We start from the raw sequence: 14,493 nt of genomic DNA, 5'->3' as shown, positions 1-14,493 counted from the left end.
AAATTTTTACATTTACAATTTAGAGTTTTCCAAATATAGAACGTTATGAAATTAAATCCCCCAACTAAGCGTGCATTGGGCGTAGTGCTTGCTTATTCGTTTATCGGATTAGGGTTTTCAAATCTAGCTATTGCTCAAATGGCAAAAATAGTAACCGTTAAAACCGATCAATCCATTGCTAAAATAGAACCCAATATGTGGGGCGTGTTCTTTGAGGATATTAATTTTGGCGCAGACGGAGGTATTTACGCGGAACTCTTAAAAAATAGATCGTTCGAATTTTCAAAACCGTTGATGGGTTGGAATGTTCAGAAACAAAAAGAAGGTGAAATTTTGGTGGTTAATCGAAAAGAATTAAATGAAGCAAATCCAAGGTATCTCCAAGTAAAAAAAGAAGCTGGTAACATTGAAATCACAAACGAAGGATTTAAGGGCATTGGAGTAAAAAAAGGTCTTCGTTACGACTTTTCAATGCTATATCGGATGCCGATTGGTGGAATGAAACTGGTTTTACTGTTAAAAGATTCAAAAAATAATACTATTGGTCGAACTGAATTAATTCCCAACCAAACAGATGTCTGGCAAAAACAAACTACCAGTTTAATTGCAACAGAAACCGACCTCAAAGGAAAATTTATGGTCATTTTGCAAGGTAAAGGGGCAATCGATTTAGATATGATTTCTTTGTTTCCGAGCGACACGTGGAAAAACCAGCCTCAAGGCTTACGAGCAGATATGGTTCAAATGCTAGCCGACATGAAGCCGGGCTTTATTCGATTTCCGGGTGGATGCATTGTTGAAGGAACCGACTTAGCCAATCGCTATCAATGGAAAAACACCATCGGACCGATTGAAGATCGAAAAATGATCATGAACCGATGGAATGTTGAGTTTGCTCATCGCCCTGCGCCCGACTATTACCAAAGCTTTGGATTAGGTTTTTTTGAATATTTTCAACTGGCAGAAGACATTGGCTCCGATGCTCTCCCGATCTTAAACTGTGGCATGGCTTGCCAATTTAATACGGGCGAAGTTGCGGCTTTAGATGAATTGGATCCCTATGTACAGGATGCTTTAGATTTAATTGAATTTGCCAATGGCGATACTACCACTAAATGGGGAAAAAAAAGAGCAGAATTAGGTCACCCAAAACCATTTAATTTAAAAATGATGGGTATAGGCAACGAAAATTGGGGCCCACAATATTTAGAACGTTTAGCCATTTTCACTAAAGCCATAAAAACAAAATATCCAAACTTTAAGCTTATCAACAGCTCTGGAACAGGTCCTGATGGCGATCGTTTCGAATTATTAAATACCTCACTAAGAACGGCAAAGGCCGATTTTATTGATGAACATTACTATCGTCCGGCAGATTGGTTCCTAAAAAATGCTGGTCGTTACGACAACTATCCTCGAAACGAATCAAAGGTTTTTGTTGGGGAATATGCTGTTCATGCTGATTCAAAAATTATAGGACCTAACCGCAACAACTGGCAAAGTGCACTGGCTTCGGCTGCTTTAATGACGGGTTTAGAGCGAAACGCAGATGTGGTGCAAATGGCCTCCTATGCCCCACTTTTTGCACATGTTGATGCTTGGCAATGGGCTCCCGACCTGATTTGGGTAGATAACTTAAATGTTTATGGTACGCCAGATTATTATGTCCAAAAATTATTTTCAACCAATAAGGGTACCGATGTGGTATCGATTACGGCCGAACAAAAGAACTTAATAGGACAAGATGGCTTATATGCATCGGCGGTAGTTGATAAAATCAGTAACGAATTAATCATTAAAATCGCAAATACCGAAAACAGGCCGCAAAACATAAATTTAGGGCTTGATGGGAAGAAAAAATTTAAATCTGAAGGGTTTATCGATGAGCTAGAGAATAGCAATTTAAATGAACTTAACTCGATGGAAAAGCCTAAAGCTGTTGCCCCAAAAAGAACTAATATTTCCATAAAAGGAAAAAAATTAAACTTGATACTAAAACCTTATTCGTTTAACGTAATAAGAATACCATTTAATTCATAGATCATGAAGAAATTAATTCTTTCACTTTTTATAAGTTGTAGTTCATTGCCTTCTATTGCGCAGAATGAAACAATTTTAACCATTAAGCCAGCCTCGAATCAAATTATTAGCAAACACATTTATGGTCATTTTTCGGAACATTTAGGTCGCTGTATTTACGATGGTTTTTGGGTAGATGAAAATTCGACCATCCCAAATAAAGGGAGAATACGATTAGACATTGTTGAAGCTTTAAAAAAGATTAAAATTCCCAACTTACGTTGGCCAGGCGGATGCTTTGCCGATGAATATCATTGGCGAGACGGTATAGGGCCACGAAATCACCGCCCTAAAATGGTAAATACCAACTGGGGCGGTGTTACTGAAGATAACAGTTTCGGTACGCACGAATTTTTAGAACTCTGCAATTTGCTAAACACAGCGCCATACATTGCCGGGAATGTGGGTAGCGGCACAGTAGAAGAAATGGCGAAATGGGTAGAATATTTAAATTTTGATGGCGTTAGTCCGATGACGGCCATTCGCACCCAAAACGGAAGAAGCACCCCTTGGAAAGTATCGTTTTGGGGTGTAGGAAACGAAAGTTGGGGTTGCGGGGGTAATATGACTGCACAATTTTATAGCGATCAGTATCGTAGATATGCTACTTATGCACGCGATTATGCTGGAGCCCCGCTAAAAAGAATAGCTGCCGGTGCAAACGCAGGCGATTATGGGTGGACAGAAACCTGCATGAAAAACATCGGTACTCGCATGTGGGGATTAACCTTGCATTATTACACCCTCCCAACCGGCAAATGGAATGCAAAAGGTTCAGCAACCAATTTCGATGAAGTTCAATACTTCAGTACCATGCAAAACTGCTTAAAAATGGAAGAATTGGTAACCAAACATTCGGCCATCATGGATAAATACGACCCTGGCAAAAAAGTAGCTTTAGTGGTTGATGAATGGGGCATTTGGACCGACGTTGAACCTGGCACAAATCCAGGCTTCTTATACCAACAAAATAGCTTGCGTGATGCTTTAATTGCAGGAACTACATTAAACATCTTTAATAATCATTCAGACCGAGTTAGAATGGCAAATTTAGCGCAAACGGTAAATGTTTTGCAGGCCCTGGTATTAACAGAAAAAGACAAGATGATTTTAACTCCTACCTATCATGTTTTCGATTTATTTAAAGTACATCAAGATGCTAAATATTTGCCAATCGATTTTGTGAGCCCTGATTATGTTTCTGGTGATAAAAAAATACCTGCTTTGAATGTTTCTGCTTCTCAGGATGAAAACGGCGCCATCCATATTTCGCTGGTGAATTTAGATCCGAATAAAAAAATTAACTTAAACACGGTTTTAGAGGGAATAAATTGGAAAACCGTAAGTGGACAAATCCTTACCTCCGCAAAGATTAATGATGTAAATTCCTTTACCGAGCCGAATAAAATTCATATCGTTAACTTTAATGGTGCTAAAAAAAGTGGCAAGGCGCTCATGGTAGAACTACCTGCACAATCGGTAGTGGTGTTAGAGTTAAAAAATTAACTATGAAGAAACTTTATTTAATAATAATCTTAGGTATTTTCACCTTCTTTAGTACAAGCGCACAACGCAAAGTTTATTTATTTTCTTATTTCAATAATAACGGACAAGACGGTCTTCATTTAGCCTATAGCAAAGATGGGTATCAGTGGAAAGCTTTAAAAAATGATAAATCGTTTTTAGCACCAATGGTAAGCAAGGATAAATTAATGCGCGATCCCTGCATTATTAAAGGCGCAGATGGCTTATTCCACATGGTGTGGACGGTTAGCTGGAAAGATAAGGGTATTGGCTACGCAAGCTCTAAAGACTTAATTACGTGGAGCGAACAACAATTTATCCCAGTGATGGCAAAGGAAGAAGGCGCAAGAAATACTTGGGCTCCAGAGATTACGTACGATAGCGCTACTAAAACCTATATGATTTATTGGGCAACTACCATTATCGGTCGCTTCCCTGAAACGGCATCGAAGGCTGATGATGGCTATAATCATCGTATATATTATGTAATCACTAAAGATTTTAAGAGTTTTTCTGAAACGAAACTTCTGTACGATCCAGGTTTTAATGTAATCGATGCTACAATTGTAAAAGATAAAGATCGATTTATCATGTTTTTGAAAGACGAAACCAGAAATCCTGATCAAAAGAACTTGAAAATTGCTTTTAGCGACAAACTAAATGGCCCTTATTCAAAAGCGAGTGAAAAAATTACCGGAAATTATTGGGCTGAAGGACCAACAATCCTAAAAATTGGCCGTGAATGGTTAGTTTATTTTGATAAATATCGAGAGCACAATTATGGCGCCATAAAATCGTCTGATTTGCAGAACTGGACCGATGTGTCGACGAAAATTTCTTTACCAAAAGGAATTCGTCACGGCAGCATTTTAACCATCAAGAAAAGTGAATTGAAAAAATTATTAACGGTTAATTAAAATGAAGCAAAGTACAAAAGTTCTCAGCGTAGGCATGATGATCATTGCAGGCCACTGCTCAGCCGTAGCACAAGAAAAAATTATCGTCTCAAAAGGTAATCCAATCATTACCGATAAGTATACTGCGGACCCAGCTGCCTATGTTTTTGGCGATTCAGTCTATTTATACACAGGTCACGATGTACCCAAACCCCCAAAAAATTCGTACGAAATGAACGAATGGTTAGTGTATTCATCAGCCGATATGGTAACCTGGAAAGCGCATAAATCGCCATTAAATACGAAATCTTTTGCTTGGGCCAGTGGCGACGCTTGGGCTTCGCAGGTGATAGAAAGAGACGGTAAATTCTATTGGTATGTGGCGATAAGCCATGGTACGATACACGGTAAATCAATAGGTATAGCAGTTTCTGATAGCCCAACAGGTCCCTTTAAAGATGCACTAGGCAAAGCGCTAATTACCAATGATATGACGACCGATGTAAAGATTAGCTGGGATGACATCGATCCAACGGTAATTATCGATACCGACGGACAAGCGTATCTCTTCTGGGGCAACCAGAAATGCAGGTATGTAAAGTTGAAGAAAAACATGATCGAAATGGATGGGCCTATAGTAACCTTAGATTTAAAAGAATTTACCGAAGCCCCTTGGATTCATAAAAGAAAAGATTGGTACTACCTTTCGTATGCCTCTCAATTTCCAGAGAAAATTGTTTACGCTATGAGCAAAAAAATTACAGGCCCATGGGAATATAAAGGGATATTAAATGAAATAGCAGGAAATTCGAACACGAATCACCAAGCCATCATCGATTTTAAAGGCAAATCTTACTTTATTTACCACAACGGTGGAATAAATACTGATGGAGGCAGTTTTAGACGTTCGGTGTGTATTGATTATTTATATTATAACAAAGATGGAACAATGAAACGGGTGGTGATGACAAGTGAAGGTATAGTGGGAGTAAAAAATTAAATATTGTTAAATGAAATTGAAACTCTGTTTTACGCTATTATTTTTAACTGCAACGATAACATTTGCACAAGATAAATTACATGCGTTTAACTTAAACGAAATTTATTTACTCGATGGACCATTTAAAGCTGCTCAACAAACCGATTTGGCTTATATGCTTTCGCTGGATGCCGATCGCCTTTTAGCCCCCTATTTAAAAGAAGCAGGTTTACCAAAAAAAGCTGAACAATATGGAAATTGGGAAAACACGGGGTTAGACGGACATATGGCGGGTCATTATTTATCAGCACTATCACTCATGTATGGTACCACAGGCGATTTAAAAGTGAAAGAGAGGATTACCTATGTGCTCAATGAACTCGAAAAATGCCAAATTAAAAATAGAAATGGGTATGTAGGTGGAGTTCCAGGAGGCAAAGCCATGTGGGCGCAAATTAAAAATGGGAATATTAAAGCTTCAAGTTTTTCGCTAAATGACAAATGGGTGCCTTTGTATAATATTCATAAGCTATATAGTGGCCTGTACGATGCCTATGCAATTACGGGAAATGTAAAGGCAAAAAATATACTTCTTAAACTTACCGATTGGTGTGTAGATTTAGTAGCTAATTTAACCGATGCACAGGTGCAAACCATGCTAAAGAGTGAGCATGGTGGTTTAAATGAAATTTTTGCAAATGTAGCTATGATAACGGGCGATAAAAAATATCTCAAACTGGCGCGTCAGTTTTCAGACTTATCTATTCTTAATCCTTTGCTAAACCAAAAAGATGCATTGAATGGCTTACATGCCAATACCCAAATCCCAAAAGTAATTGGCTTCGAACAAATTGCAAAAGTAGATCAGGACACAAGTTTGGCAAATGCAGCAGATTTCTTTTGGAAAAGCGTAGTAAACAACAGATCAATCTCAATTGGTGGAAATAGTGTACGAGAGCATTTTAACGCAACAAACAACTTTTCAGACATGATCGATTCGAGAGAAGGTCCAGAAACATGCAACTCTTATAATATGCTCAAGCTAACAAAGCAATTATTTCTAGCTCACGCAACGACGGATTATATTGATTATTATGAAAGAACGCTATACAATCACATACTTAGTTCGCAAAATGCAGCTGGAGGTTTTGTGTACTTTACCCCCATCCGTCCGGGTCATTATCGAGTTTATTCTAAACCACAAGAAAGCTTTTGGTGCTGTGTTGGGTCTGGACTAGAAAACCATGCAAAATATAGCGAAATGATTTATGCGCACAACGATAAAGATATATTTGTGAATCTATATATCCCCTCTAACCTTCACTGGAAAGAAAAAGGTTTGAGAATCACCCAACAAACCAGCTTTCCCCTTACAGAAAATTCGAAATTTACGGTAACACTAGCCAAGCCTAGCCTTTTTTCCATTAATTTCCGTCATCCATCCTGGATTCTTGAAAATACATTAACGGTTATGGTAAATGGAAAAAAACAAGCAATCACAAAAAATAAGAATGGCTATGCAACTATCAATCGCCTTTGGAAAACAGGTGATGTGGTGAATATTAATTTACCAATGCACACCACGACCGAATTTCTGCCCGACCAGTCGAATTGGGTTTCTTTTTTGCATGGACCAATAGTGCTTGCCGCTGTTCTAGATACCTTAAAACCTAAAAATGTAATTGCCGACGGAAGCAGAATGGGGCACATTGCCTCAGAAACATTATTTCCGATAGATCAAGCACCATTAATTTTAGGTCCAAAAAATAATTTAGCGAGCAAAATTACGCCCGATGCAACACATAAAATGCAATTTACCGCCAATAACCTCATCTACCAACCACGATATAAGAATTTAAAACTAGTTCCTTTTTATACCATCCAAAATAGTAGATATATGCTGTATTGGCCGTTCAGTAACGAAACAGATTTGTCTCATCGTTTGTCCACGATTAAGAATATCGAAGATGAAAAGAATGCACTCGATTTACGTACGGTCGATTTAATTAATACAGGAGAGCAGCAACCAGAAACCGATCATAATTTTAAAGGCGAGCAAACCGAAAATGGCACCTTTCAAGAACGTCATTACAGAAATAGTAAAGCTTGGTTTAGTTACGAATTAAAAAATAAAGAACTGAAAGGAGTTAGCCTTCGCTTAACGCTTCACGAAAAAGATAAAAATAAGAAATTCAATATATTAATTAACAATACCTTAATAAACACTTTATCAATTGACAGTTCAAATGGAGGAACCTTTTACAGCATTGATTATCCTATTCCTACCACCCTTTTAACCGAAATTATTGAACTTAAATTTGTAGCGCAAGAGAAATCTATGGTTGCGAATATTTACGAAATTAGGCTGTTGAGGTAGAGCTATTTAAATGTGAGCGTCATTGTCTCAAACTAGGACTATAAACATTCGACTATATTTTTAGTTTATGTATCTTTTTTGTACTTTAGAATTGTCGCCCATTAATTACCGCTCAAATACCTTACCATGAAAAAGGCAATATTTGTTTTCTTTACACTATTAACCCTTTACTCATACCACCTTTTCGGCCAACAAGCTACTCCAAAAGATTTAGCTAAGGTTGTCTCAGAATTGCACGAATTTACAAGTGTTCGTCCCCAAGAAAAAATCCATATCCATTTCGATAAACCCTTTTACAGCGTTGGCGATACGGTATGGTTCAAGGTGTATTTGGTTAATGGACTTGGCCATAAACTATCTTCTATCAGTAAAATAGTATATATAGACATAGTACCTCCTACCGGAAAATCAAAGCATTTGGTAGTTCCCATTAATGCGGGTATGGCCTCGGCACAGCTAGTGCTTGTAGACAGTTTGTATCAAGCTGGGGATTATCCTTTGAGGGCCTATACCCAGTGGATGCGAAATGCCGGTGAGGATTATTTCTTTAATCATACACTGCGTGTGGGCGATGTACTACATTATAAAGCTAACGTTTCGGCTATTTTTGGCGAAAATGAGCAGGGATTAACTGCCGAATTAACCTATTCTAGTGCAAAGGGCAATGCGCTGTCTGCTCAGGAAGTTAACTATAAGCTAAAGCAGGGAGAGAAGGTCCTATCAGCTGGAAAGATAACAACTGATCTGTCGGGGAAGGCTGGCGTGATATTCCCTGCCGATAAAATACCAAAAGAAGGCAAGTTGGTACTTGAAACCATAAGTACGCTAAAGTCAGGGTCCGTATTAACCAACCGTTTCACCGTAAATACTGGTAAGAATATCCTAGCTGTCGATTTCTTTCCCGAGGGAGGGTCTTTGGTTGCGGGCATCCGATCGAAGGTAGCATTTAAGGCCGTGGGCAAGGATGGGTTGGGAATGGCGATAAGAGGCCATATCGAGAACGAAAAAAACGAAAAGGTCTCCGTATTCGAAACTTCACATGCGGGCATGGGCGTATTTGCACTTTTGCCACAAACTGGGGGCAGCTATACTGCAGTTCTATCAGATGAACTGTACAAAGGCCAGCGTTTTGTACTGCCAAAGCCATTGCCCGAAGGATTTGTACTATCAACTAATCCTACAGCAACAGACGATATATTGGTGAGGATTAGCCGCTCGGCTGGGATAGAAGCTGAAAAAGAGGTACGCTTAGTGATACAGGCAAATGGAGAAGTACAACAGGCAGTTAAGCTGCCGATGAACAGTAATTCGATTACTTTTACCATTCAAAAATCTAAACTTGCTGATGGGATTAACCAGCTAACTTTGTTCTCTGCAGATAACAGGCCACTGGCCGAGCGATTGGTATTTGTTCAGCAGAAACAGGTAAATTCCATTCTTGAAAGCGACAAGCCGGAATATGCAACTCGCGATCTAGTAAAGCTGAAGTTCGATAATGCAGATGGTGTTGTAGGCGGTTATTCCGTTGCTGTGGTAAAATCAGATAAAATAACCCTGCCCGAAGAAAAACAATTAACTATATATTCCAATTTATTGCTAAGCTCGGACCTGAAAGGCAATATCGAAGTCCCGAATTATTACTTCACCAATCCCGATGCGCGAAAAATGGCCGAGCTCGATGCCCTATTGCTTACCCAAGGATGGCGCAGGTTCAGCTGGACGGAGGTACTTTCAGAAAAAGCAGCATTGCCAAAATACACCGCCGAAGAAGGATTGGAAATTAATGGCAATATTACTACGCTTATTGGTGGAAAGCCGGTACCAAATGCAAAAATAAAGCTGCTGGCGACAAAAGAAATGCTATTCCTCGATACGGTTAGCAATGCAACTGGTAGGTTCAGCTTTAAGGATTTGCAATTAAGCGATAGCGTAGAGGTAGTGCTCAGGGCAAGCGGAGCAAAAGAAAGTAATAATGTAAAAGTAGTGTTAGACGAGGTTGATGAAATTGGACCGTTAACGATTAGAGAAGAAATAGTACCTTTAAGTATTGCGGCAGATACGGCGATGAAAGCCTATCTTTCGCAGACCTCGAGTCTATTCGACGAGATGGAGCGTACGGGAAGGATCATCCAGGGAACCACGCTAAAAACAGTCGAGATTATCACCAAGAAAAAAGTGCCCGAGATAAAGGGCTCGGTTTATCCGTTTGCGGCCTCGCCGCCGGATTATACTTTCGAGCCGGATAAATTACAGGAAATGGTGAACCTCGAAACGCACCTAAAAGGCTTAATGGGGGTACAAGTGAAGCAACAACAAATTTGGGGGTACTGTGCAAGCTGCAAAATTAAAGAGGGTCGAATGACAATTTTATTAAATGGGATGGCTATAGAGGATTTATCTGGTATTAACCCAAGATCACTTACGGGAGTACAGATTATTAAAGGAAGTATTATCGCAGCTAACATGCGTGAGACAGGCAATAATCCCTATGGCGCTGTCTTCCTCACCATGAATGGCATCCCCAATAAATTCATTAAACCTAACCGTCCGCCGGGTTTTTTACAACTCCCGATAGCAGGCTATACCTATGCTCGAGAATTCTATGTACCCAACTATGAAGTCCAAAAAAACGGTCCCAAAAACGATTTCCGCTCCACCCTATTCTGGAAACCAAATATCATCACTGGCGAAGATGGAAAGGCAGAGTTTTCATTTTATACGTCAGACGAGCCAGGGCAATATCGGGTTACACTAGAAGGAATCGATGTTAATGGACAACTTTGCAGAAAGATTAGTTATTTAACGGTAAAGTGATTTTACCAGCTTACGCTTTAACCCCCGTCACTGCGAGGAACGAAGCTGTATAGCACAGAATGGTATGAATTGGTCATTATACAGTACTTCAAGTTAGGGCTCAAACCCCGTCATTGCGAGGAACGAAGCAATCTCCTCGCTAAATTTCTCTAGTAGATTGCTTCGTCGTGCCTCCTCGCAATGACGATGGGCCTAGTAATAAAGTTAGCAGAATTCTACAGAACTTCAAGCTAGGGCTCAAACCCCGTCATTGCGAGGAACGAAGCTGTTTAGCACAGAATGGTATGAATTGGTCATTATGTAGTACTTCAAGTTAGGGCTCAAACCCTGTCATTGCGAGGAACGAAGCAATCTCCTAGCTAAATTCCCTAGTAGATTGCTTCGTCGTGCCTCCTCGCAATGACGATGGGCCTAGTAATAAAGTTAGCAGAATTCTACAGAACTTCAAGCTAGGGCTCAAACCCCGTCATTGCGAGGAACGAAGCTGTATAGCACAGAATGGTATGAATTGGTCATTATGTAGTACTTCAAGTTAGGGCTCAAAACCCGTCATTGCGAGGAACGAAGCAATCTCCTCGCTAAATTTCTCTAGTAGATTGCTTCGTCGTGCCTCCTCGCAATGACGATGGGCCTAGCAATAAAGTTAGCAGAATTCTAAAGTACTTCAAGTTAGGGCTCAAAACCCGTCATTGCGAGGAACGAAGCTGTTTAGCACAGAATGGTATGAATTGGTCATTATACAGTACTTCAAGTTAGGGCTCAAACCCTGTCATTGCGAGGAACGAAGCAATCTCCTAGCTAAATTCCCCTAGTAGATTGCTTCGTTCCTCGCAATGACGCATGCACGTCGCAATTAACTTTAAAACAAATCTTCATACAAATCTCGCCATTGAGGATTTAGACTATTAATCAATTCATTTTTTGCTTGACGACTTCCTCCTTTTATTCTTTTCTCTTCATCAATTGCTTCTTCTATATGTGGGAAAAAAGCAAAATATACCAATTTGTAGCATTTATATTTTGAAGTGAAACTGTTTGGATAATAATTATTTTTATGTTCCCAAACCCTACCTTCTAATTCCGAACTTACTCCTGTGTATAGCACAGAATGGTATGAATTGGTCATTATGTATACGCAGCCACCTTTTCCTATTTTCATTTTTTATCGCTTTAAGATTGCTTCGTCGTGCCTCCTCGCAATGACGATGGGGCTAGCAATAAAGTTAGCAGAATTCTACAGTACTTCAAGCTATGGCTCAAAACCCTCATTGCGAGGAACGAAGCAATCTCCTCGCTAAATTTCTCTAGTAGATTGCTTCGTCGTGCCTCCTCGCAATGACGCATGCTAATCCCTACTTCGCATTCAACGTAATCAGCCCAACCGGCAAACCTTTTGCCATTACCTTTAAGTTAATAAGCCCCTTTGCTTTTGTTGTTTCCACAATTACCACTGCCATGCCGCTAAAAGCCTTCATTTCGGGCTCATGAAATAATTGTAAGGAGGTGGCGTCGCCATTGCATGCCGCACGGTATTTTCCTGCGCCAGAAACGCTAAAGCTTAAATTATCGGTAGCATTCGGACAAAGATTCCCCTCCTTATCAACCACACTAATGGTTACAAAAGAAAGATCTTTTCCATCGGCTTTTAATTGCGTACGATCGGCACTCAGCTTTAAATGATGAGGTGCTCCAGCAGTTTTAACTTCTTCAGTTGCCACGGCCTTTCCAGCCTTATTATAAGCCACTACTTTAATACTACCTTTTTCATACACTACATCTTTCCACATCAGTCGGTAACGATTTAAGTTACTGAGATTACTCTTTTTCTGCACACCCATACTTTTTCCATTCACAAATAACTCTGCCGATGGATAATTCGTATAACAGAATACAGGAATCACCATTCCTTCTTTGCCTTCCCAATTCCAATGTGGTAAAAGGTGTAAAGTAGGTTCTTCGGGTTTCCACCTGCTTTTATATAAGTAAAAGCGATCTTTTGGCAAGCCCGCCAAATCGTAAATTCCAAAGTACGAACTGCGCGATGGCCAATAATCATCATAAGGCGTTGGCTCTCCAAGGTAATCGAAGCCTGTCCACACAAATTCGCCAGCCGAATAAGCCGTTGTATCTTGCACTGCCCATTCATCGTCGGGAACTTGCGACCAGTTGCAGTATTCTAGATCGTACGACGAGCTTTGAAGATCTGGATAATGCTTGTCCTTGCCCAATACAACCGGAAATTGGTAAATTCCTCTAGAACTTACTGTAGAAGCTGTTTCTGACCCATACAAGAAACCTTGAGGCAATTTTTTATAGGCTTCGAAATATTGTTTTGGCTTATAGTTAAACCCCGGAACATCTAAGGTGGCAGCAAAATTATTCTTTAGGGCAGAATTAATTCGATCCATTCCAGCAGTCACCAAACGGGTCGGGTCTACTTTGTGGCAAATGTCTTGAAGAAATTGTACCAACTTATATCCCTCTTTATTGTCTTGATCTGGCACTTCATTGCCAATGCTCCACATGATAATGCTGGGGTGGTTTCGATCGCGCTCGATCATATTCGTCACATCTTTCTCAGCCCATTGATCGAAATAGTTATGATAGCCATTCTTCATTTTCCACCTTTTCCACTCATCGAATGTTTCTTCAATCACCAAAAAACCCATTTCATCGCAAAGATCTAAAAATTCTGGTGCTACTGGATTATGAGAAGTACGAATGGCATTACAGCCCAAATCTTTCAACAAAACGAGCTGTCGACGAATAGCCGCGGTGTTAACTGCAGCACCTAGCGGACCTAAATCGTGATGCAAACACACCCCTTTAAACTTAACATTTTTTTCGTTTAGCCAAAAACCTGTTTCACGCTTAAATTCTGCTTTTCGAACGCCAAACCTAGTTTGCTGCTGATCTGTTAATACATTATTTAGGTATAATTTGGTAACCAAGGTATAAAGTGTGGGTTGCTCGGGCGACCATAATTTCGGATTTTTAAGGCTAAGATCAATTTCATTTTTCCCTAAAACCGAACGGCTAGCAAGTGTAATCCCTTTAGAATCTATAATGGAATAGGTTAATTTAAAACCTTTGGCCAAACTATCCGACAACTTGGTCTTTACATTCACTTTTGCCAGACCTGCCTCTATTTCTGGGGTGGTGATAAATGTTCCCCAGGTTTTAAGATTTGTTTTCGGCTGGATTAATAAATGTACATTTCTGTAAATTCCTGCTCCCGGATACCACCTCGATGATTCAGGTTTATTATCCACCCGCACACTTAGCGTATTTGCCTTCCCTTTTAGAAGTAATGAAGAAATATCAAAGTGAAATGAACTATAACCATAAGGCCAACGACCTACTTCTTTGCCATTCACAAAAATGGTCGAATTACTCATTACCCCGTCGAAAAGCAAACTCACTTGCTCATCCGATAAGCTAGCAGGAATAGTAAATTTGGTACGGTACCATCCTATGCCCATGTAGGGCAAAGCACCTGTTCTACCGGTTTTACGTGTTTCCTTCGTTTCATTGTTCTGGGTAATTTTAACAATCTGAATATCGTTATTCTCATCAAATGGGCCGTAAATTGCCCAATCGTGCGGCACGCTCACCATTTTCCAAGCTTTATCATCAAAAGCCATTTGTGAGGCAGCGGGGAAATCTCCTTTCGAGAACTTCCAACCATTTTCTAAAAGTATATCTTTTCGGATTTGAGCTTGTACAAAACTCAAACTCGCTAAAAAGATGATAAATATTGTCTTCAACTTATTCATAATTGTGTTTTTTATCTTTATAAAGTTACCGTTGGCCAAGCGTTGTGT

The 14,493-nt window shown here is 39.7% G+C and carries 8 protein-coding genes; 6 read left to right on the top strand and 2 right to left on the bottom strand.

Translation table 11 applies throughout. The features are described 5' to 3' along the window. Positions 1-45: 45 nt before the first annotated feature. The 6 genes from WG904_RS14770 to WG904_RS14745 all read left to right on the top strand — a co-directional run bounded on the left by WG904_RS14770 (position 46) and on the right by WG904_RS14745 (position 10,669). Positions 46-2,040 (top strand): alpha-L-arabinofuranosidase C-terminal domain-containing protein, encoded by a 1,995-nt coding sequence (locus WG904_RS14770; RefSeq protein ID WP_339580105.1) that lies wholly within the window; start codon positions 46-48, stop codon positions 2,038-2,040. 3 nt (positions 2,041-2,043) lie between these two features. Continuing rightward, positions 2,044-3,585 carry an alpha-N-arabinofuranosidase gene (locus WG904_RS14765; RefSeq protein ID WP_339580104.1) on the top strand — a complete coding sequence of 514 codons (1,542 nt, stop codon included), beginning with the start codon at positions 2,044-2,046 and terminating at the stop codon, positions 3,583-3,585. A 2-nt stretch (positions 3,586-3,587) separates the two neighbouring features. After that, positions 3,588-4,520 (top strand): glycoside hydrolase family 43 protein, encoded by a 933-nt coding sequence (locus WG904_RS14760; RefSeq protein ID WP_339580103.1) that lies wholly within the window; start codon positions 3,588-3,590, stop codon positions 4,518-4,520. 1 nt (position 4,521) lies between these two features. Beyond that, a complete protein-coding gene (locus tag WG904_RS14755; RefSeq protein WP_339580102.1) occupies positions 4,522-5,499 on the top strand; it encodes a glycoside hydrolase family 43 protein in 978 nt (325 codons plus the stop codon). 10 nt (positions 5,500-5,509) lie between these two features. Further along, a complete protein-coding gene (locus tag WG904_RS14750; RefSeq protein ID WP_339580101.1) occupies positions 5,510-7,855 on the top strand; it encodes a beta-L-arabinofuranosidase domain-containing protein in 2,346 nt (781 codons plus the stop codon). 126 nt (positions 7,856-7,981) lie between these two features. Continuing rightward, positions 7,982-10,669, top strand: coding sequence for a carboxypeptidase-like regulatory domain-containing protein (locus WG904_RS14745; RefSeq protein WP_339580100.1), 2,688 nt, complete (start codon positions 7,982-7,984; stop codon positions 10,667-10,669). An 859-nt stretch (positions 10,670-11,528) separates the two neighbouring features. Here the strand turns inward: WG904_RS14745 and WG904_RS14740 are convergent. Both WG904_RS14740 and galB read right to left on the bottom strand, forming a co-directional pair. Beyond that, the gene (locus WG904_RS14740) at positions 11,529-11,828 is read right to left on the bottom strand and encodes a GIY-YIG nuclease family protein (protein ID WP_339580099.1); all 300 of its coding nucleotides are present in this window, start codon (positions 11,826-11,828) and stop codon (positions 11,529-11,531) included. 193 nt (positions 11,829-12,021) lie between these two features. Beyond that, on the bottom strand, positions 12,022-14,445 hold the full coding sequence (gene galB, locus WG904_RS14735) for a beta-galactosidase GalB (RefSeq protein WP_339580098.1): 2,424 nt from the start codon (positions 14,443-14,445) through the stop codon (positions 12,022-12,024). Positions 14,446-14,493 lie beyond the last annotated feature (48 nt).

Source organism: Pedobacter anseongensis (assembly GCF_037482965.1).
GTDB lineage: Bacteria > Bacteroidota > Bacteroidia > Sphingobacteriales > Sphingobacteriaceae > Pedobacter > Pedobacter anseongensis.
This window is presented reverse-complemented; position numbering and strand designations above follow the sequence as displayed.

Excerpts from the sequence above, each read along its gene's own strand:
- WG904_RS14740 (WP_339580099.1), bottom strand. The coding sequence starts at position 11,828 with ATGAAAATAGGAAAAGGTGGCTGCGTATACATAATGACCAATTCATAC.
- galB (WP_339580098.1), bottom strand. The coding sequence starts at position 14,445 with ATGAATAAGTTGAAGACAATATTTATCATCTTTTTAGCGAGTTTGAGT.
- WG904_RS14770 (WP_339580105.1), top strand. The coding sequence starts at position 46 with ATGAAATTAAATCCCCCAACTAAGCGTGCATTGGGCGTAGTGCTTGCT.
- WG904_RS14765 (WP_339580104.1), top strand. The coding sequence starts at position 2,044 with ATGAAGAAATTAATTCTTTCACTTTTTATAAGTTGTAGTTCATTGCCT.
- WG904_RS14755 (WP_339580102.1), top strand. The coding sequence starts at position 4,522 with ATGAAGCAAAGTACAAAAGTTCTCAGCGTAGGCATGATGATCATTGCA.
- WG904_RS14750 (WP_339580101.1), top strand. The coding sequence starts at position 5,510 with ATGAAATTGAAACTCTGTTTTACGCTATTATTTTTAACTGCAACGATA.
- WG904_RS14760 (WP_339580103.1), top strand. The coding sequence starts at position 3,588 with ATGAAGAAACTTTATTTAATAATAATCTTAGGTATTTTCACCTTCTTT.
- WG904_RS14745 (WP_339580100.1), top strand. The coding sequence starts at position 7,982 with ATGAAAAAGGCAATATTTGTTTTCTTTACACTATTAACCCTTTACTCA.